The sequence below is a fragment of the Pseudomonas sp. BGI-2 genome (assembly GCF_004310295.1).
GTDB lineage: Bacteria > Pseudomonadota > Gammaproteobacteria > Pseudomonadales > Pseudomonadaceae > Aquipseudomonas.
Genome location: NZ_SISB01000045.1, coordinates 29,242 through 46,340, shown reverse-complemented (window position 1 = coordinate 46,340; position 17,099 = coordinate 29,242). Strand labels below are relative to the sequence as shown.

Sequence of the window (17,099 nt, the reverse complement as noted above, 5' to 3'; positions counted from 1 at the left end):
CGGCACACCCCTGCTCCGACACGGATGCTCTGCCATGCATGCCTCCCACGAACCAAGCGACAATCATCTGCTTGCTGCGCTACCGGCCGTAGACCTCCAGCGCCTTGTTCCGCATCTGGAGCAAGTCAGCCTGACGCTGGGCGATGTGCTGTATGAACCGGGCGACACCTTGCGGCACGTCTACTTTCCGACCGACGCCATCGTGTCCCTGCTTCATGTCACGGAAAACGGCTCGTCAGCCGAAATCGCCGTGGTCGGAAACGAGGGTTTGATCGGCATTGCGCTGTTCATGGGCGGGGAAAGCACCTCCAGTCGGGCGGTGGTGCAGAGTGCAGGTACTGCATTTTGCCTGCCTGGGCAAAAGCTCAAGAAAGAGTTCAACCGTCATGGTGATCTGCTCATGCTGATGCTGCGTTACACCCAGGCGCTGATCACCCAGATGTCACAGACCGCCCTTTGTAATCGCCACCACTCAATCGATCAGCAATTGTGTCGATGGCTGTTGTTGTCGCTGGATCGCCTGCATGGCAATCGCCTGAACATGACCCAGGAGTTGATCGCCAACATGCTGGGCGTGCGCCGCGAAGGCGTCACTGAAGCGGCCGGCAAACTGCAACGTCAAGGCGTCATCGAGTACAGCCGGGGCCAGATCACGGTCCTGGACAGAACGCGCCTTGAACAGCTCAGCTGCGAATGCTACCTGGTGGTCAAGACCGAAACCGATCGGCTGTTGCGTTACACCCGTCGTCAGGAGGAGTGATGCGTTCGAATTGATTGCCGGCGGCAATACCGGCTGTCCCTTAAACCTGTCAGCGAGCGGATATTGGTCCCGCTACATTGGTTCTCCTGCCCCGATTCATTTGAGTCTCGACCCAACACGATAGAGATCGCGTTTTAAAGCGCTGAGACGCGCGTACTTGACGCCTCACGCCGTTAAGTGGGAAAACGTGCGTGGCCCAAATGGAAGCGCTGGCTTACTTCACGCATCAAGGAAGACTCATGAAAACCCTATTGTGTTTGCTGATCGCCACCGGCGTTGGCGCCGCGCTGCAGTACGCCGGAATCCCCCACGGTCTGTTGCTGGGCTCGATACTCGCGAGCGCGTTGATCGCCAGCAACCTGCGATTTTCCCCCACTCTGCCCTTCGGTCTTGGCTACGTGCAAATCGTGTTGGGGATTGCGACCGGTCTGATGTTCACCTCCTGGAACAACCACACAGTGGCGGCCATGTTGCCCAGCCTCGGTTTCATGCTGCTGTGCCTGACGGTCCAGAGCAGCGTGGCCGGTTTCTGGTTGTTCAGAGTCTCGGGATGGAACCTCAAAGACTCCCTGTTATCCGTGTATCCCGGCGCACTCGCCGCCGTCTTCGACTTGATCGAGTCCGAACGCGCGTCCGGCAAAGTGATCGTCGTGCACCTGGTCCGACTGTTGTCGATCACCTTGCTGGTCAGTTTTTGCATTCCCGGGCATGTCGACGTGGCGCTTGTGCAGAGCAGCCCGCTGGACTTGAGCACGGCGCTGACCTTGCTGTCGCTGATCGCCATGTGCCTGCTGCTCGGCCGCTTGCTGTTGAGCGTCGGCGTGCCGGCACCGTTCATGCTCACCGCGATCGTCCTCACCGGCGCCTATATAAAGCTGGGCTACCTCCAGGCGTTCCACCTGCCGCAGTGGAGTGTCGATTCCGCCTCCGTTGTCATCGGCGTGCTGATTGGCTCGAAATTCAAGGACATCACCTTTGCCGAACTTGCCCGCCATGGCCGCGCCGGGCTGATCGCCGTCGGCCTGATGCTGGTGATCGCAGCGGCGTTTGCCGGCGTGGCCGGGCGGGCGCTGGGCAGCGATCCCTTGTCGTTGTGGCTGGCGTACATGCCGGGCGCTATCGAAACCATCGCCATCGTCGCGTTCAGTGGCGGGCTGAACGTGGTGTTCATCCTGACGCATCACCTGGTGCGGATGGTCGTGCTGCACTTTGCACCGGCGCTGATCGTCCAGGCGCGGCGCTGGCGGGCAGAGTGATTGCTTAGAACGGTAGATCGGCACTGAACGAGTTTCTTGCGCGCAAACTCGCAACGCCTCCCGATATGGAGGCGTTGTGCTTTTTGCTGACGGGAGGAAGGGACTAAACGGGAGAGATCGTGGCCAGGGCACCAATCAAAATGGTTAACACCAGAAATCCACCCAGGAAAATTGCCATCTTGCCCATAGGGCCTCCTACATAATGAGTTTACGGTGCAGTGACTGTGCGATTGCGGACCGTGCTGTCATTGTGAGCCGCTGACTGGGTGCATTACAGATGCAGATGGCGAAGGAAAATACGGATCAGAACGTTGATCGTGTAGCAGCTGTCGAGCAGCGCTATGTGGCGAGGGGGCTTGCCCCCGTTGGGTTGCGTAGCAGCCCCAAAATCTCGGCACCTAATGAAGATTTTTGGGAGTGCTCCGCACTCCAACGGGGGCAAGCCCCCTCGCCACATAGCCCCCTCGCCACAGGGTTGGTGATTTACGCTTTCGGCTCGACGTTATCCAACGCCTGATTCACCGCCAGTTCTCCCAGCATCACCACTTGGGTAATCCCCAGCAGGGTCTTGCGGTGTGAGTTGTCCAGCAATGCCGCAAAATTGTTGAGCATGGTGGTGGCCGAACCCAGTGATTCGCTGGCGTTGGTCAGCAGGGATTCGGTGTCGTACTTGGGGTTGGCGAGGAACATGGGTTCGGGTTCGTGGGTGCTGGCCATGATGTGAGCGCCCGGGTTGAGGTAGTGGTCGAGGGCGCGTTCGGCGGCGTCGTGGAGTTTTTTGGAATCGAGGGATTCGTAGGGGGATGCCGGATCGGTATCCGGTGGATTCGGCGTTGGCTTGAACATAGATGAAACTCCTGGAAGAACTAATGAGGAGCCATCACCCTTCGCTACCAAACGAGGGGTGGCGGCCATACGCGGGTTGGTAGACCGGTCCAGGAACCCGGCGCCCCCGAGGGAGCCCTGCGCATGGCCACCATAAAAACAGAGATTAAAACAACCTCTGCAAAAGGTGGCGCTATGCGTCTGGAATACCGGGCTACCAAACCCGATCACTGTTTTTCAGTGACCCAGCAACGATAAAACCCGTGCCCCAGACGCACAAGCCGGCGGATTCTGTCTTACGTGTAGGGGGTGGCGCAAGGCGTTGTAGCCTTGATGCAGTAACAGCAAGCTTCATTTAAACATGTCTGATTTTTCTGTTTAAACAGGCTGTAGGCGATACAAATTGAGAGTGTCATTTCAACAACCACCGCGACATCAAGCGGGTCGTCAACGGCATCAACCAATACACCATATTGAACGACACCAACCCCGCGACCGTAACCTTGAACAACCAGGTCGACAATCGCAGATCAGCCAGTTCAAGCACCACCGCCAACCCCCAAGGCAAAAACACCGTCAACGGCAAAACGATCATCCACGACAGTACCCATTGCTTCCATCGCGCAACAGCTACCCGCCCCTGCACCGGCTCAAACCAGAATTTCGAATCATCGTCTGTACGGTGATAATCCTGCCGCAACCAGGGCAAAGACTCCCCCAACAACGTATGACGCACTTGGGATTCCAGCCACGCCACGACATGCCCCTTGCTGACAAACCGCAAGATGATCGCGTAGCGCAGGTGCGAGCCAACAGGCTTGACCACATCCGTCGCCAGGTAACCCGGAAACTGCCGGTGAGCGTCGATGGCCTTGTTCATCCATTGCTCATACGACGCCTGATGCTGTGGATTGACCTCATGCACAATCACGCTGACGCCAATCTCGGCGTCAGCGCTCATGGTTGCTGCCGCCTGAGCATCGCCCGCTGGTAGATACGTTCGCGCGCCAGAATCATCGGGTCGATACTGGGTGCAATGCCGTCGGGCAAGCGCCCGGGATTGAAATCCAGGCGTTGCTGGGCGAGTTGTTGTTCCTCGACCGGGACAAGCGCATCGAGGGTCAGTATCCCCAGCTCGACTTCATCGTGGCTGCGCGACCAAGGGATCGAACCGTCTTCGATGGCATCCTCTTGCGCCGCCAGTTGCACCACCAGACGCAACTTCACAGATCCCCTGCCCAATCGTTCACCGATTTCATCCTGCAAATAATCGGTAGGCATCGCGGCGGCTTGCTGCTCGCTCAATGCAGGCTCTGCCCGCAACGGTTCAATCCGATAGCGACCGATGTGCTCTTCTCCCTGACGGTTGGTGAACACCAGGGCATTGATGCCAAAGTACTCGCTACTGGCGTAACTGCTCGGCGCGGGTTTGGGTGTCTGGAGGAAATGCTCGGCTCTGGGATGGCTGGCCAGAAAGGTTTGCAGCGGCAGTGGATCCGGCGGCGTGGCGACATTGGCTGCGATGCCTTGCAGAAAACTCAGGAAGTCTTCGGGCGTGGCCACCGGAAAGCCGTCGAACGAGTGGGTCACAATATCCGTGGAGACGCCGTCCGGCAGGGTGAAACGAACGGCCATTCCACGAGGACTGGCCATCGGGTCGCCGTCCTCGGTGGCAGGCACGCCGCTGAAGTTGGAGAACCTCAGCAACACCGGCACCGGCTGACCCTGCAAATGGGCCGCCCGACTTAATACCGGGGCTGATGGCGAAGCCATAAAGGTTCCGCTCAGCAACACACCCTTGGCATGGGTCGCGCGAAAGCCCGGGTGATGGCCGAACGTCGCGGAAAGCGCGTCAAGTAACGCGTCGTAAAGTCTGTCCTGGGACATGGAGATACTTCTCACATTATTCTCGTGGGCGGCAAAGGCAGAGGACGCGGTGAGCGTCCCTGCCAACAGCGCGCCGATCACTAATCGGGTTGGCCGCATCGGATTCAGCCTTGGCGCAGGCCGGGATTGAGGGCGATGTGTTTGTACTCGACAAAGTCATCCATGGCCGCCACGCCGTTGAGGCGCCCCTGCCCCGACTGTTTGAAACCACCCTCCTCAAACTCGTCATACACCACGGCCCAGTCATTGACCCACACCGTGCCCGCCTCCAGTTCGCGAGCCACCCGCAACGCGCGGTCGACATCGCGGGTCCAGACACTGGCCGCCAGACCGAACTCGCTGTTGTTGGCCAGTTCGATGCCCTCGGCTTCGCTGTCGAAGACTTGCAGCGTCAGCACCGGGCCGAAGGTCTCGCGCTGGACGATGGCCATCTCGGGGTCGCTGACCCGCAGCAGTGTCGGGCGATAGAACGCACCCTTGGCCAAAGGCCCCTCGGTCACCGGACCACCGCGAACGATGACTTGGGCTCCGGCGGTAATCGCCTCCTTCACGATTTGATTGACCCGTTGCACGTTAGGCTTATCGATCAACGGCCCCATCTCGCTGACCGGGTCCGCAGCGGGTCCGACGCGCACCGCTTCCAGCCGTGCGGCCAGGCGCTCGGTCAACGCAGTGGCGATATCCCGTTGCACCAGCAGCCGCGAACCGGTCATGCAGAACTGGCCGGCGAATACCGTCAGGGCTTTCACCAGGGTGGGCACAGCGGCCTCCAGATCGGCGTCGTTAAAGACCAGCATCGGCGTTTTTCCACCGAGCTCCAGGCCAAAACGCTTGAGGTGCTGGGCACCCGCCGCTGAAATCGCCCGACCGGTGCTGGTGCTGCCGGTAAAACTGATCACTGGAACCCGGGGCGATTCCACCAGATGGATGGAGCCCGCCGCGCCCTGCTCGCTGAACAGATTGATCACGCCGCGCGGCAACGACAGCGCCTCGCTCATGATCCGCGCCACCAGGCAGTTGGTCTGGGCTGTCTGCCCGGGCATTTTGATAACCGTGGTGCAACCCGCCGCCAGCGCCGGTGCCAGCGAACGAATCATCAGCACCACTGGCGAGTTCCACGGCACGATGATGCCCGCCACGCCTACCGCCTGACGAATCACCAGGGAAATCTTGCCGGGTTTGGGCTCGGCCGCACGCCCATATTCCGCACGCGCGAGGGCTGCGTAATAGCGCAACTTGGAGGGCACCATGCCGACCTCGAACGCGGCTTCGGGCCTGATCTTGCCGTTCTCCAGCGCCAGGGTATCGATCAGCTCTTCGGCGTTGCGTTCGAAGGCATCCGCCAGTTCCAGCAATACCTGTGCGCGCAAGTGGCGGTCATCTTTCCAGGGTGTTTCGGCAAACGCCCGTTGCGCGGCCTCAATGCCTTCTTGCGCTTCGTTCAAGCCGCCTTCGGCGTATCGACCAATCAGCTCGTAGGTCGCTGGGTCGATGGAGTCTTTGTAAACACCGGAGTCCAGCCATTGGCCGTCGATCCAGTTCAATACCGGGGTGCTGTTCATAGCGTCAGATTCCTGAGGGTCAAGCATAGAGACGGGCAATGTGCTCGGCTGTGGCAATCACGGTGATGTTGGTGGCGACCGAGGGCACGTCGGGGAAGATCGACGCGTCCACGACGCGCAGCCCCTGCACACCGATGACCCGCGCTTGCAGGTCGACCACCGCCCGCGCATCCCCCGGTTTGCCCATCGGCGCCGTCGAGGTCGGGTGGTGATAGGTATCGAGACTGGCTTTGACGCTGGCCAGCAAAGCCTCGTCCGAGTCGTTGCCTTGACCGGGGTTGAGCTCGGAATGGATCAACGTGTTCAACGGCCCCGTGGTTCCGATTTTGCGGGCCAGGCGGATGCCATCCAGCAGACGCTGGCGGTCCTTGGGCTCGGCAAGAAAATTCAGGTCGATGTTTGGTGCCACGAAAGGATCACGACTGGCCAGGGTCACCTTGCCCCGGGACAGTGGTCGGGTCAGGGCGACCGCGAGCACGAAGCCGACGCCGGTCGGGCTCTGATCATGAGGAAACAAGTGCGTGGCGGTGATGTGCAGATCCAGCTCGCCATTCTCGGCAGAACGGCTGTGCGTCCAGAGTTTGGCGCCGATGGCGGGCGACTGGCTGCCGATCGCGTCAGGCCTGGCGGCATAGGCGTTGTAGTAGAACGGGTGATCCACCAGGTGCTGCCCGACCGCCAGTTCGGCGACTTGTGGAATCTGCAAGGCATGCAGGTCCTCGCCAGGCCCAACGCCGGAGCGCAGCAGGATCGCGGCACTGCCATAGCTGCCAGCCGAAAGGATCACTTCGCCAGCCAACAACTTCTCACCGTTGGCCAACTGCACGCCGATCGCACGCGTCCCGTCGAACAGCACTTTGTCCACCAGGCTGTCGGTTTGGATATGCAGATTGTCGCGGGCACGCACCTCTTCGGTGAGATACGCCATGCCGGTGTTGACCCGCACGCCGTTGACGATGTTCATCGGGTACGGGCCCACGCCGTGGGCGTCAGCGCCGTCGAAGTCCTCGATTACGCGGTAGCCATTGGCGAAGGTCGCGTAGATGAACGCGCGCTGCATCGGGGTGACATCGGCCTTGCCGAGTTGATGCACCGGCAGCGGCCCTTCGTGGCCGTGCAGCGGGCTCGCACCGCCGCTGTGGGTTTCCAGTTTTTTGAACGACGGCAGCAGCTCTTCATAGCTCCAGCCCGGCAGATCCCACCGCTTGAAATCGGTGGCACGGGCGCGGATGGCCACCGCTCCGTTGATCGCCGAACTGCCTCCCAGCACCTTGCCGCGCAAGGCACCGATGGGGTGGTCGATGTAGCCCGGTCGGGTTTTGTAACCCCATTCGAACTCAGGATTGGCATTGGCACCGACAATGTCGCTGCTGGCAACGATCTCGGGGTAATTTTTCGGGCCGTAGCTATGGCCGGCCTCAAGCAATAACACCTGACGCGTGGTGTTCTCGCTCAATCGACGGGCCAGCACTGCGCCGGCCGAACCACCACCGACAATGATCACATCAACCGGTGCGCTGTCAGCGGCGCGCTTGCCGGCCATACCGCTTGATTCCAACGCCTGCGCCAAACCACTGCCCGCCGCCAACGTCGCAGCGGCCACAACTCCGCCGGCCAGAACCGCACGGCGAGCAGGATTGTTAAGGGTACTCTTCATCCGTCTTCTTCCCTGTCAGACGCCAGGATGCGTCTGTTGGGGAAAAGCATATGGAAGGAAGCGCCGGCTCATAAGCCGCTGAAAAACGATTCCACGTTTCGTTTTTCTCGAACGAAATCAACTTGGTGCCGGCGTGTGAGCCGAAAGCATTTGCTCCCACACTGGCGGGCTGCCGATCTGCTCGATCAGGAAGCTGGTCAGCGCATGCAGCTTGGGCGACGCGCGCTGGGATCGCCGGTAGACCGCCGAGATATTGCCGCCGCGAGGGGCATAAGGTGCCAGCACTTCTTTGAGTTCACCGGCCACAATCGCCTGCGCCGCGAGGAAGGTCGGCAGTATCGCCAGGCCCATGCCAGCCTTGGCGGCTTCCATGAGTTGATGGCCATTGTTGGTGCGCATCCGGCAGCGCACACGGAACGATTCCAGGGTGTTGTTCACTGGCAGCGTCCACATGCCGTGGGGCTCGCGATTCACATAAAGCATGGCGAAATGCTGGGACAACTCTTGTGGGGTTTGCGGTGTGCCGTGAGCGGCCAAGTAATCTGGACTCGCGCAGATGATGTGACGGTTGGGCGTAATGGTCTTGGCGACCAACGAGGAGTCAGGCAACTCCCCGATGCGGATGGCCGCGTCATAGCGCTCTTCGTGCAGGTTGACGTGGCGGTCATCGAACTCGATGTCCAGCCGCAACTCCGGGTAACGCACCGCGAAGGACGACAGAATCGGCGTCAAGTAGCGAATGCTGAAAGCCATCGGCGCTGCCAGCCGCAAGACGCCGCGCAAGCTCGATTGAAACGCCAGCACCGCGTCTTCTGCATCTTCGACGTCGGCCAGAATTCGCACGCAGTAGCGGTAAAACACATCGCCCGACTCCGTCAGCCGGGCCTGACGACCACGTTCCAGCAAGATGCTGCCCAGGCGTTTTTCCAGTTGCTGAATGCGCAAGCTGACCATTGATTTAGCGATACCCAAACGCCGAGCGGCTTCGGAAATACTGCCGGTGTCCACCACCATGACGAAAGAATGCATCTCGGACAGCTTGTTCAAGTTTTAGTAATCCAGAGAAAATCAGGGGCATACCCTGATGCAGATATTTGTGCGGCAATGCAATTTTTGTAGCAACTGGCGAAGCCTGCGTTCGGCTGCGAAGCAGTCGTAAAACCTGAGTTCGCGGTATTCCTGAAACACCGCATCGTCTGATTTCACGACTGCTGCGCAGCCGAACGCAGGCTTCGCCAGCTGCTACGGATCGCGATATGGCTTAACTCACTGGCATTAGGGCATGCCCTCCAGATGGGCATGCCTCCTCTAAGTTTTTATTATGTGAATCAGCGGAATTTTTTGATGGCATCGGCCAACTTTTCCGCCGTCATGATGACGGTCGGGTTCAAGTTGATCAGCGGGATCTCGGGGAAAATGGACGCATCAATAACGCGCAGTCCTTCGATGCCGTAAACGCGCCCTTCCTCATCCACCACGGCACCAGGGTCGTTCGGCAATCCCATCGGAGCCGTCGAACAAGGATGCTGCAAGGTGCCCACGCCTTTTGCCAGCACCGCACGGATTTGCTCATCGCTGTCGTCAGTCGCTGCGCCTGGATAGAGTTCTTCCACGATCAGGCTCTTGAGTGGTTCGGTGTTGGCCAGTTTCCGGGCCAGACGGAAGCACTCGATCATCCTGTTCATGTCCTCTTCACTGGTCAGGTGATTGAGTTCGATGACAGGTGCGTCTTTGGGGTCGCGACTGTTCAAACGCAGGCGACCGCGAGACGTGCAATGCATCAGTTCCAGACCCAGCGAAAAAGCGACACCGGTTGGACTGGTGGCGGGATCGAGCAGGTGTGAGGGAGAAATGCCGATGTCCAGTTCTTTGTCCGAACTGGCGTAGGAGGAATGAGTCCACAACTGCGCCCCCACCACCGGATGATCTTGCCCCTTCAACGCTTCTACTCCACTGAAGTTCATCCAGAAGAACGCATGATCGAGCAGTCGAACACCGACCGGCGCGTCTTTTACCAAGGGGATATCCAACGCTTCAAGGTCTGCCCTTGGACCGATGCCTGAGCGTAATAGAATGGCAGCAGACCCATAGGCGCCAGCGCTCAAAATGACTTCCTTGCCGTGGACTTTTTCACCGCCCGCCAACAGCACTGACTGGACCTTGCGGTCGTCAAACATCACCTTGTCTACGAGGCTTTGATCGAGGATCGACAGGTTCTGGCGATCGCGCACTTCACGCGTGAGGTAGGCCATCCCGGTGTTAACGCGTACGCCGTTGATCACGTTCATTGGATTAGGGCCGGCGCCGTTGTTGGCCTCGGGGTCATTGAAGTCGTCGACTCTGTTTGCGCCGCACGCCCATGCCGCCTCGACCATTGCGCGCTGGACCGGGGTGATGTAATCCAGTGACATCTGATGAATAGGCAGCGGACCGCTGCGGCCGTGCCATTTGTCTTCACCGTGGGCCGTGCGCTCCATTTTTTTGTAATACGGCAGCACCTCGTCAAAGCTCCAGCCTTTCAGGCCTTTGGCAGTGAAGCGCGCAAAGTCAAAAGGCAACGCACGGCAGGCGACGGCTCCATTGATGGCAGAGCTTCCGCCCAGTACTTTTCCACGCGGGGTGTAGACAGATTGCGGTTGCTCGACCGGCGTCGCGAAATAGCCCCACTCGTAACGCTGATCCGTGTTGGCGGCGATGATGTTGCTGTTGTAGATCTCTACCGGGTATTCATCGGGGTCGAAGGCTCGACCCGCCTCAACCAGCAGAACACTCAGTTTGGGGTCTTCCGACAATCGCGCCGCCAATACGGCACCGGCAGAACCGCCACCCAGAATGACGAAGTCGAATACCTTGCTGTGCACAATCATTTTCATATCCCTATTTATCCGGCGACTTTCATTTGCATTGCGGGTCATGTTCAGCGTGTGGTGTTGAGCGCTTCGGTAATGACCCTGGCCACGTCTGCAGGTCGAGACTGATGCGGCACATGACTGGTCGGCAGCGCCGTCGTTGTGGCGTTGATTTTCCGGGCGAGTGCGCGCTGCAGGTCAGGTGCAATCATGCGATCGCGCTCACTGACGATGTACCACGAGGGCTTTTGCTTCCAAGCGGCCACGCTAATGCGCTCGTCGAACGCTTTGGAGTTGATCGCGCCTTGCGTGGCAGCCATCACCCGGCCCTGCGCAGCGGGCACGTCCGGGGCAAAATCCTGCTCCATCCCTTGCTGCGAGAGCGACAGATACCCAGCCTTGTCGACCACGAACTCACGCATGCCCGGCGACGGCGGATAATCTTTGCCGACCTCGGCCGTGGTCTGCCCGACGTCAGGGGCGAACGCGGCCACATAGACCAGCGCCGCAACCTTGTCGTTTGCACCGGCCTCGGTGATCACACTGCCGCCCCACGAATGCCCGACCAACACGACGTTGCCCGGCGCTGCTTCAATAGCGCGGCGGGTTGTGGCCACATCATCGGCCAGCGAATTCAAACCGTTCTGCACGGCCCGTACCTTCACACCGTTGGCCTGTAGCAAAGTGATCACCTTCGCCCAGTCAGAACCATCGGCAAACGCACCGTGCACCAGCACCACGGAAGGATCGTTTGCAGCGTTGGCGCCCAGTGCGGCCAAACCCATAGACATGGCGAGAATCGTCCTGCGAAACATCTGAAGCTCCTTTAGTGAACCAACCGAACGGCGGCAATCTAGGCGCTTTGCTGTCGTGTGAACCAGTCCCGAAAAACGGGTTTCTCTTTCCCATCCATTGGACGATCGTTCTTGTATAGTTGGCCTCTTTTGGCCGAATGGATGCCGTCCGGTGCTCGACCTCAATGACCTTCAATACTTTGTGATGGTGGTGGACCACGGTGGCTTCGCGCCGACTGCACGGGCGCTAGGCATTCCAAAATCCAATCTCAGCCGACGGATTGCGTTGCTCGAAGAACGCTTGGGTGTGCGTCTGATCATCCGTAACACCCGCAGCTTCAAAGTGACGGAATTAGGGCAGACGTATTACGCCCATTGCCGTGCGATGCTCAAAGGGGCAGAAGCCGCTGAAGCGGCTGTGGCCATGACCCGCTCGGAGCCTGGCGGGTTGCTGCGCGTCACTTGCCCAACCGTCTTACTGGAAGAATGCGTCGGCGGCATCATCACGCGATTCATGGCCATGCACCCGCGTGTCGAGGTGCATCTGGAGGCCAGCGATCGGCAGGTCGATGTGGTGGCCGAGGGTGTTGACCTTGCACTCAGAGTACGCCCGCCTCCCCTTCAGGATTCGGACCTTGTGAACCGGGTCATGTCCCAGCGACCACAATGCCTGGTGGCCAGTCCTGCACTATTGAACCGCCTGGGTGAACCCCGAGAGCCGGAAGATTTGTCACGCTTCCCCAGCGTCCATCACGGCAGTCCGCAACGTGATTACAGCTGGACGTTGTTCCATCAACATGGCGGGGAATTTACGATTCAGCATCGTCCGCAACTGATTACCAAGGGACTGCCCATGCTGCGATGCGCGGCGATAGACAGTGTGGGTATTGCGCAGATGCCGATGTCGTTGGTGCATGACTTTATTGAGCGTGGGCAGCTCGTTGTGGTTTTGCCTGATTGGGCGCCGCGGACTGAGATGATTTATGCGGTGTTTGCGAGCAGGCACGGGATGCTGCCGTCGATGCGGGTGTTGATTGATTTTATGGTGGAGCAGTTCAGGTTGCTGGATGATCCGATGCGGGGGATGCGGGGGATGCGGGTGAGTCCGCTGGTTTGATGGTTTGTTTGCCCGCGAACTCAAAGTAACCGAATGCCAGACACAAAAAAGCCCACTGACCGTTACCGGTTCAGTGGGCTTTTTACTGCGTGACGCGTTGAAACAACGCCCTCCCGAGCCGCGCAGATGGACGCGCAATGATCAAAAAATCCGTGACCACTACGCGACAAGCTCAACGTAACTCGACTCCCCTCCTCCAGTCGCGCCCGACAACCAACCCCATACGAATGACAGAGTTGTACGCCCTGCCTGATCAACGCCGACCGTGCCACGAGACCAGCCGGCAAGAATCTCACCCTCCGTAGTCAAGCAATGATAAAGAAGCTCAATGGTATCGCGACCGGTCACGCGTCCGACTTGATTACCCGTGCGGATCCGACCACCTTGGTAAGTGCCCGAAATGGCATCTTCCTCAACATAGTAATGAAATACCGTGCCTGCTCCGGATAGCCCATGGGCGTTGCCCGCTACCGTAAATCTGCGATTGTTCAAACGCTCGCTGATTTGAGAAAAAGGAGTTTCCATAAATGTCGCGTCCTTTAGTCGATATGTTCCATTTCATCTTTCGATGGTCCTAACCTTTACCCGTTTGACCAGCTGCCCGTGAGTGTTCCCGAAAAGGTTCTCTCTACCGGCCCAACGAGAAAAACCGGTCCCACGCCATCCCATTGAACGGTGACTGTTCCGCCATCACATTCAACCTCAACGGAGTTGTCTAACAAGCCACGACGAATTCCATTAACAACGGCGCCACAAGAGCAGGAACCTGAACCGAGCGGAATACCGCCCCAGCGCTCCCAAATGCGCAACCGGATGTGTTTTCGGTCAATGATCTGGACGAAATGTACGTTCGTCCTGAGGGGAAACAGAGGGTTGGTTTCAATTGCCGGCCCGATAGTCGCTAAATCAATCGCCCTTAGATCATCCACAAAATAGGTGCAGTGCGGATTTCCCATGCTGCATGCAGCTGGATCACCCGAAAGTGGCAACACAACAGTATCCAGTTCCTGAGCCAGGGGAACGTCCGACCAGCCGAAAAGCGGGTCCCCCATGTTGACTGAAATGGCGCCGGTTGAGGTTCGTTGACAGGTGAGCAGACCACGGTTAGTTTGTAGCGCTATCGAATTGGAATTTGCTTCGCGCATCAGCATATCCGCGGCTCCCCGCGTTGCGCTGCCGCAAACATCCAGCGTGGAGCCATCTGCATTCCAAAACATCAAGCGCGCATCTGCATCATCGCAATCGAGCACCACTGCGAGTTGATTGAATCCGACGCCGCGGTTGCGATCACCCATTCGCCGGGCCATGGAGCTTGTCACTGGATTGGTCGAGTTTCGCGAGTCCACAACAACGAAGTCATCGCCATTTGCGTGCATCTTATGAAAACTCAGTGGCATAAATAGATCCTGGCGAGGAGACATTGGTGATTTAACGTTTGAAGGCGATCTAGCCCCATCAGCATAATTTTTTCAAGCTGTGTAAGAGCAAGCCTCTTCACCACAAAAAACTTGTCTACTTTCAGCATTTCGTAATCTGCAAGACTAGAATCCCAGGCACAAAAAAGCCCACTGACCGTCACCGATCCAGTGGGCTTTCTGATTCAGCTTCTACTTACAAAGCCATATCACTAGCAGCATTAGCCTTCAGCGCCTTCGCCTTATCAGCAGCAGCCGGAGCAGCAGCCGGAGCCACCACCTGACCAATCGCCGGCGGCGGAGTCAGCTGCAATACCTTCGCGGTGTAAGCCCACTCCTGCGCAACCTTCTCAGGACTGCCATTCAGCTGAGTGCCATAGCTCGGCACGATCTGATGCAGCTTCTCCTGCCAGGCAGGACTCGCAACCTTGTCCTTGAACACTTTCTGCAGCACGGTCAGCATGATCGGTGCAGCAGTCGATGCGCCCGGCGAAGCGCCCAACAGACCGGCAATCGTGCCGTCAGCGGAAGCCACGATCTCGGTACCCAACTTCAGCACACCGCCAGCCGCTTCATCACGCTTGATGATTTGCACGCGTTGGCCGGCTTGCCACAGGCGCCAGTCTTCGGCTTTGGCGTTCGGGAAGTATTCTTTCAGGGCGTTGAGGCGGTCTTCGTCAGACAGCATCAGTTGGCCGGCAAGGTACTCGACCAGCGGGTATTCCTTGATGCCGACTTTGGTCATTGGCCACACGTTGTGCGTGGTGGTGGTGGTCAGCAGGTCCAGGTACGAGCCTTCTTTGAGGAACTTGGTACTGAAGGTCGCGAATGGGCCAAACAGGATGACGCGCTTGCCGTCCAGGACACGGGTGTCCAGGTGCGGAACCGACATTGGCGGTGCGCCAACGGAGGCTTTGCCGTAGGCCTTGGCCAGGTGTTGCTCGGCGATGGTCGGGTTCTCGGTTACGAGGAACGAGCCGCCCACCGGGAAGCCTGCGTATTCCTGGGCTTCAGGAATGCCGGACTTCTGCAGCAGGTGCAGTGCACCGCCGCCCGCGCCGATGAACACGAACTTGGCGTCGGTTTCGGATTTGCTGCCGTCTTTCAGGTTTTTGTAGCTGACGCGCCAGGTGCCGTCTTCGTTCTTGATGATGTCTTGCACTTCGCTAGACAGTTTCAAGTCGAACTTCGGCGTGGTTTGCAGGTGCGCAACGAACTGGCGGGTGATCTCGCCGAAGTTGACGTCGGTGCCGATCGGGCTCCAGGTGGCCGCGATTTTCTGGTTCGGGTCGCGCCCTTCCATCATCAGCGGAACCCACTTCTTGATCACAGCCGGGTCTTCGGAGTACTGCATGCCGGCGAACAACGGGCTCGCTTGCAGGGCTTCGTAGCGCTTCTTCAGGAACTTGATGTTGTCATCGCCCCACACAAAGCTCATGTGCGGTGTGGAGTTGATGAACGACCGCGGGTTTTTCAGCACGCCTTGCTGAACCTGCCAGGCCCAGAATTGACGGGAGATCTGAAAGGCTTCGTTGATTTCAACGGCTTTCGGGATCTGTACGTTGCCCTTGTCGTCTTCCGGGGTGTAGTTCAACTCGGCCAGGGCGGAGTGACCGGTACCGGCGTTGTTCCAGCCGTTGGAGCTTTCCAGGGCGACGCCGTCGAGGCGCTCGATCATTTCCATCGAAGTGCCAGGTTCCAGCTCGTTGAGCCAGACACCCAGAGTCGCGCTCATGATGCCGCCGCCGATCAGCAGTACATCAACTTTCTTTGCCTCTTCCGCGTGAGCGGACGTGATCCCCATCGACAAAGCAAGCCCCAGCAGGGCCGTGTTCATTTTTTTAAACATGTGTAGCACCTATGATAAAACGCCATCCGCCCTTCCATCCTCATTCACGGAGCCCCGGGTTCACGACATTCAGGCAGGACGTCATGGGTGCTCGTACATAAGGATTGGAGGGTGGGCACACAAGGCCGACTGTCTGCATCGACCTCAGTTTATATGTCCCTACTGAACTGACTTTTTATCATTATTGGCTTCAGCTACTTGAGCGACATTGATCCTGTCGGCACGTCTCAAGGACGGGCAAACTGAATAGGTCAAACCAAGTTGGCGCGCAGAATATCACGGCTCGATGACCGCGCGCTTCCGAAAGGACTTATGAGTCTAGTCCAGACGAGGCTCGTTCGCCGCGTTCTGGCCCAAACGATTCAGCACAAACACCTTGGCGTTGTGGGTCATTTGGTCCAGATGCCGGTCGCGCTGCTTTTCAGCATCGACCATTGCGCGCTTTCCGTGTTTTTGCAGCAAGTAGGTATGTATCTGCCGGACCTCTAAAGAACTGTAGATAAATGTGACATCCAACAGTCCCATCAGGCCTTCACTGCTGTGGTCGCGGGTGTTCATCAGCACCTGCGTGCCGCGCACGCCCAGCACCTGAAAATCCATCGACTCGAACCACGGCACCTTGGCAACGGTGCAGGTCAGTTCGGCGTGCGGGTAGCGGCTGATCATGTCTTGCAACATGGCCCGTGCGACACCTCGACGACGATGACCCGCGTCGACGGCCATGTAGGCCACGCCACACGCTTCGGGATCATCCTTGACCGGCAGGTACAGCAGAAAGCCGATGACCTTTTCAGGGTCTTCATCGTCGGTGGCGACGATCAACTCGACCGCAATGCCCTTGGTCCCGCCGAGGGCCTCCAGGTACAGATGCACTTCGTAGCCGACCGCGTACTGATACACGTTGTACAGCGGGTTGCTCGGCGCGATGCCGACCATGCTGATGTCGGTCAGGTTGTCGACGACCATCTGCAGGATCTGGCTGTTGATGTGCTCCGGGCACGGGGTTTGAAAGTGGCTGAGCTGGGGCATTGCGTGACGGACTCCAAGGATCAAGGCGCACCCGTGACGTGAAATGTTGGCATCGGGCGCGCCTATGATAACTGCTGTGGCAGCTTTTCCCTCGACTGA

15 protein-coding genes are annotated in these 17,099 nt (G+C 58.6%); 3 read left to right on the top strand and 12 right to left on the bottom strand.

Annotation, left to right across the window (positions count from 1 at the left end; genetic code table 11):
• Positions 1–34 precede the first annotated feature (34 nt).
• Both EYC95_RS25015 and EYC95_RS25010 read left to right on the top strand, forming a co-directional pair.
• On the top strand, positions 35–760 hold the full coding sequence (locus EYC95_RS25015) for a Crp/Fnr family transcriptional regulator (RefSeq protein WP_131062699.1): 726 nt from the start codon (positions 35–37) through the stop codon (positions 758–760).
• Between the two features lie 239 nt (positions 761–999).
• Positions 1,000–2,016 (top strand): AbrB family transcriptional regulator, encoded by a 1,017-nt coding sequence (locus tag EYC95_RS25010; protein WP_131062698.1) that lies wholly within the window; start codon positions 1,000–1,002, stop codon positions 2,014–2,016.
• Positions 2,017–2,499: 483 nt separating this feature from the next.
• Here the strand turns inward: EYC95_RS25010 and EYC95_RS25000 are convergent, their stop codons facing one another.
• The 8 genes from EYC95_RS25000 to EYC95_RS24965 form a co-directional block, all read right to left on the bottom strand.
• The gene (locus EYC95_RS25000; protein ID WP_131062697.1) at positions 2,500–2,862 is read right to left on the bottom strand and encodes a DUF6124 family protein; all 363 of its coding nucleotides are present in this window, start codon (positions 2,860–2,862) and stop codon (positions 2,500–2,502) included.
• 391 nt (positions 2,863–3,253) lie between these two features.
• Complete coding sequence (locus EYC95_RS24995) at positions 3,254–3,802, bottom strand: hypothetical protein (protein ID WP_131062696.1); 549 nt, start codon at positions 3,800–3,802, stop codon at positions 3,254–3,256.
• The gene (locus EYC95_RS24990) at positions 3,799–4,728 is read right to left on the bottom strand and encodes a catalase family peroxidase (protein ID WP_131062695.1); all 930 of its coding nucleotides are present in this window, start codon (positions 4,726–4,728) and stop codon (positions 3,799–3,801) included. Before EYC95_RS24990 ends, EYC95_RS24995 begins: the two co-directional genes overlap by 4 nt.
• A 104-nt stretch (positions 4,729–4,832) precedes the next feature.
• The gene (locus EYC95_RS24985; RefSeq protein WP_131062694.1) at positions 4,833–6,290 is read right to left on the bottom strand and encodes an aldehyde dehydrogenase family protein; all 1,458 of its coding nucleotides are present in this window, start codon (positions 6,288–6,290) and stop codon (positions 4,833–4,835) included.
• A gap of 19 nt (positions 6,291–6,309) precedes the next feature.
• On the bottom strand, positions 6,310–7,947 hold the full coding sequence (locus EYC95_RS24980) for a GMC family oxidoreductase (protein WP_131062693.1): 1,638 nt from the start codon (positions 7,945–7,947) through the stop codon (positions 6,310–6,312).
• 117 nt (positions 7,948–8,064) lie between these two features.
• Complete coding sequence (locus tag EYC95_RS24975; RefSeq protein ID WP_131062692.1) at positions 8,065–8,994, bottom strand: LysR family transcriptional regulator; 930 nt, start codon at positions 8,992–8,994, stop codon at positions 8,065–8,067.
• A gap of 281 nt (positions 8,995–9,275) precedes the next feature.
• Positions 9,276–10,814 carry a GMC family oxidoreductase gene (locus tag EYC95_RS24970; protein ID WP_131062691.1) on the bottom strand — a complete coding sequence of 513 codons (1,539 nt, stop codon included), beginning with the start codon at positions 10,812–10,814 and terminating at the stop codon, positions 9,276–9,278.
• Between the two features lie 50 nt (positions 10,815–10,864).
• Positions 10,865–11,611, bottom strand: a complete 747-nt coding sequence (locus EYC95_RS24965; protein ID WP_131062690.1) for an alpha/beta fold hydrolase — start codon at positions 11,609–11,611, stop codon at positions 10,865–10,867.
• Between the two features lie 151 nt (positions 11,612–11,762).
• Between EYC95_RS24965 and EYC95_RS24960 the strand changes: the two genes are divergently transcribed.
• Complete coding sequence (locus tag EYC95_RS24960; protein WP_131062689.1) at positions 11,763–12,707, top strand: LysR substrate-binding domain-containing protein; 945 nt, start codon at positions 11,763–11,765, stop codon at positions 12,705–12,707.
• Positions 12,708–12,866: 159 nt separating this feature from the next.
• On the opposite strand, the gene EYC95_RS24955 is transcribed toward EYC95_RS24960, so the two are convergent.
• The 4 genes from EYC95_RS24955 to EYC95_RS24940 form a co-directional block, all read right to left on the bottom strand.
• Positions 12,867–13,232 carry a hypothetical protein gene (locus EYC95_RS24955; protein ID WP_131062688.1) on the bottom strand — a complete coding sequence of 122 codons (366 nt, stop codon included), beginning with the start codon at positions 13,230–13,232 and terminating at the stop codon, positions 12,867–12,869.
• Between the two features lie 56 nt (positions 13,233–13,288).
• Positions 13,289–14,104, bottom strand: coding sequence for a diaminopimelate epimerase (gene dapF / locus EYC95_RS24950; protein WP_131062687.1), 816 nt, complete (start codon positions 14,102–14,104; stop codon positions 13,289–13,291).
• A gap of 214 nt (positions 14,105–14,318) precedes the next feature.
• Positions 14,319–15,971 carry a malate dehydrogenase (quinone) gene (mqo, locus tag EYC95_RS24945; RefSeq protein WP_131062686.1) on the bottom strand — a complete coding sequence of 551 codons (1,653 nt, stop codon included), beginning with the start codon at positions 15,969–15,971 and terminating at the stop codon, positions 14,319–14,321.
• Positions 15,972–16,289: 318 nt separating this feature from the next.
• Positions 16,290–17,000, bottom strand: coding sequence for a GNAT family N-acetyltransferase (locus EYC95_RS24940; protein ID WP_131062685.1), 711 nt, complete (start codon positions 16,998–17,000; stop codon positions 16,290–16,292).
• Positions 17,001–17,099: the final 99 nt, after the last annotated feature.

Bases quoted from the DNA above. Each gene is read 5' to 3' on its own strand.
- EYC95_RS24955 (WP_131062688.1), bottom strand. From the start codon at position 13,232: ATGGAAACTCCTTTTTCTCAAATCAGCGAGCGTTTGAACAATCGCAGA.
- EYC95_RS24995 (WP_131062696.1), bottom strand. From the start codon at position 3,802: ATGAGCGCTGACGCCGAGATTGGCGTCAGCGTGATTGTGCATGAGGTC.
- EYC95_RS24985 (WP_131062694.1), bottom strand. From the start codon at position 6,290: ATGAACAGCACCCCGGTATTGAACTGGATCGACGGCCAATGGCTGGAC.
- EYC95_RS24970 (WP_131062691.1), bottom strand. From the start codon at position 10,814: ATGATTGTGCACAGCAAGGTATTCGACTTCGTCATTCTGGGTGGCGGT.
- EYC95_RS24990 (WP_131062695.1), bottom strand. From the start codon at position 4,728: ATGTCCCAGGACAGACTTTACGACGCGTTACTTGACGCGCTTTCCGCG.
- EYC95_RS24940 (WP_131062685.1), bottom strand. From the start codon at position 17,000: ATGCCCCAGCTCAGCCACTTTCAAACCCCGTGCCCGGAGCACATCAAC.
- EYC95_RS25000 (WP_131062697.1), bottom strand. From the start codon at position 2,862: ATGTTCAAGCCAACGCCGAATCCACCGGATACCGATCCGGCATCCCCC.
- EYC95_RS25010 (WP_131062698.1), top strand. From the start codon at position 1,000: ATGAAAACCCTATTGTGTTTGCTGATCGCCACCGGCGTTGGCGCCGCG.
- EYC95_RS24980 (WP_131062693.1), bottom strand. From the start codon at position 7,947: ATGAAGAGTACCCTTAACAATCCTGCTCGCCGTGCGGTTCTGGCCGGC.
- EYC95_RS24965 (WP_131062690.1), bottom strand. From the start codon at position 11,611: ATGTTTCGCAGGACGATTCTCGCCATGTCTATGGGTTTGGCCGCACTG.
- mqo (WP_131062686.1), bottom strand. From the start codon at position 15,971: ATGTTTAAAAAAATGAACACGGCCCTGCTGGGGCTTGCTTTGTCGATG.
- dapF (WP_131062687.1), bottom strand. From the start codon at position 14,104: ATGCCACTGAGTTTTCATAAGATGCACGCAAATGGCGATGACTTCGTT.
- EYC95_RS25015 (WP_131062699.1), top strand. From the start codon at position 35: ATGCATGCCTCCCACGAACCAAGCGACAATCATCTGCTTGCTGCGCTA.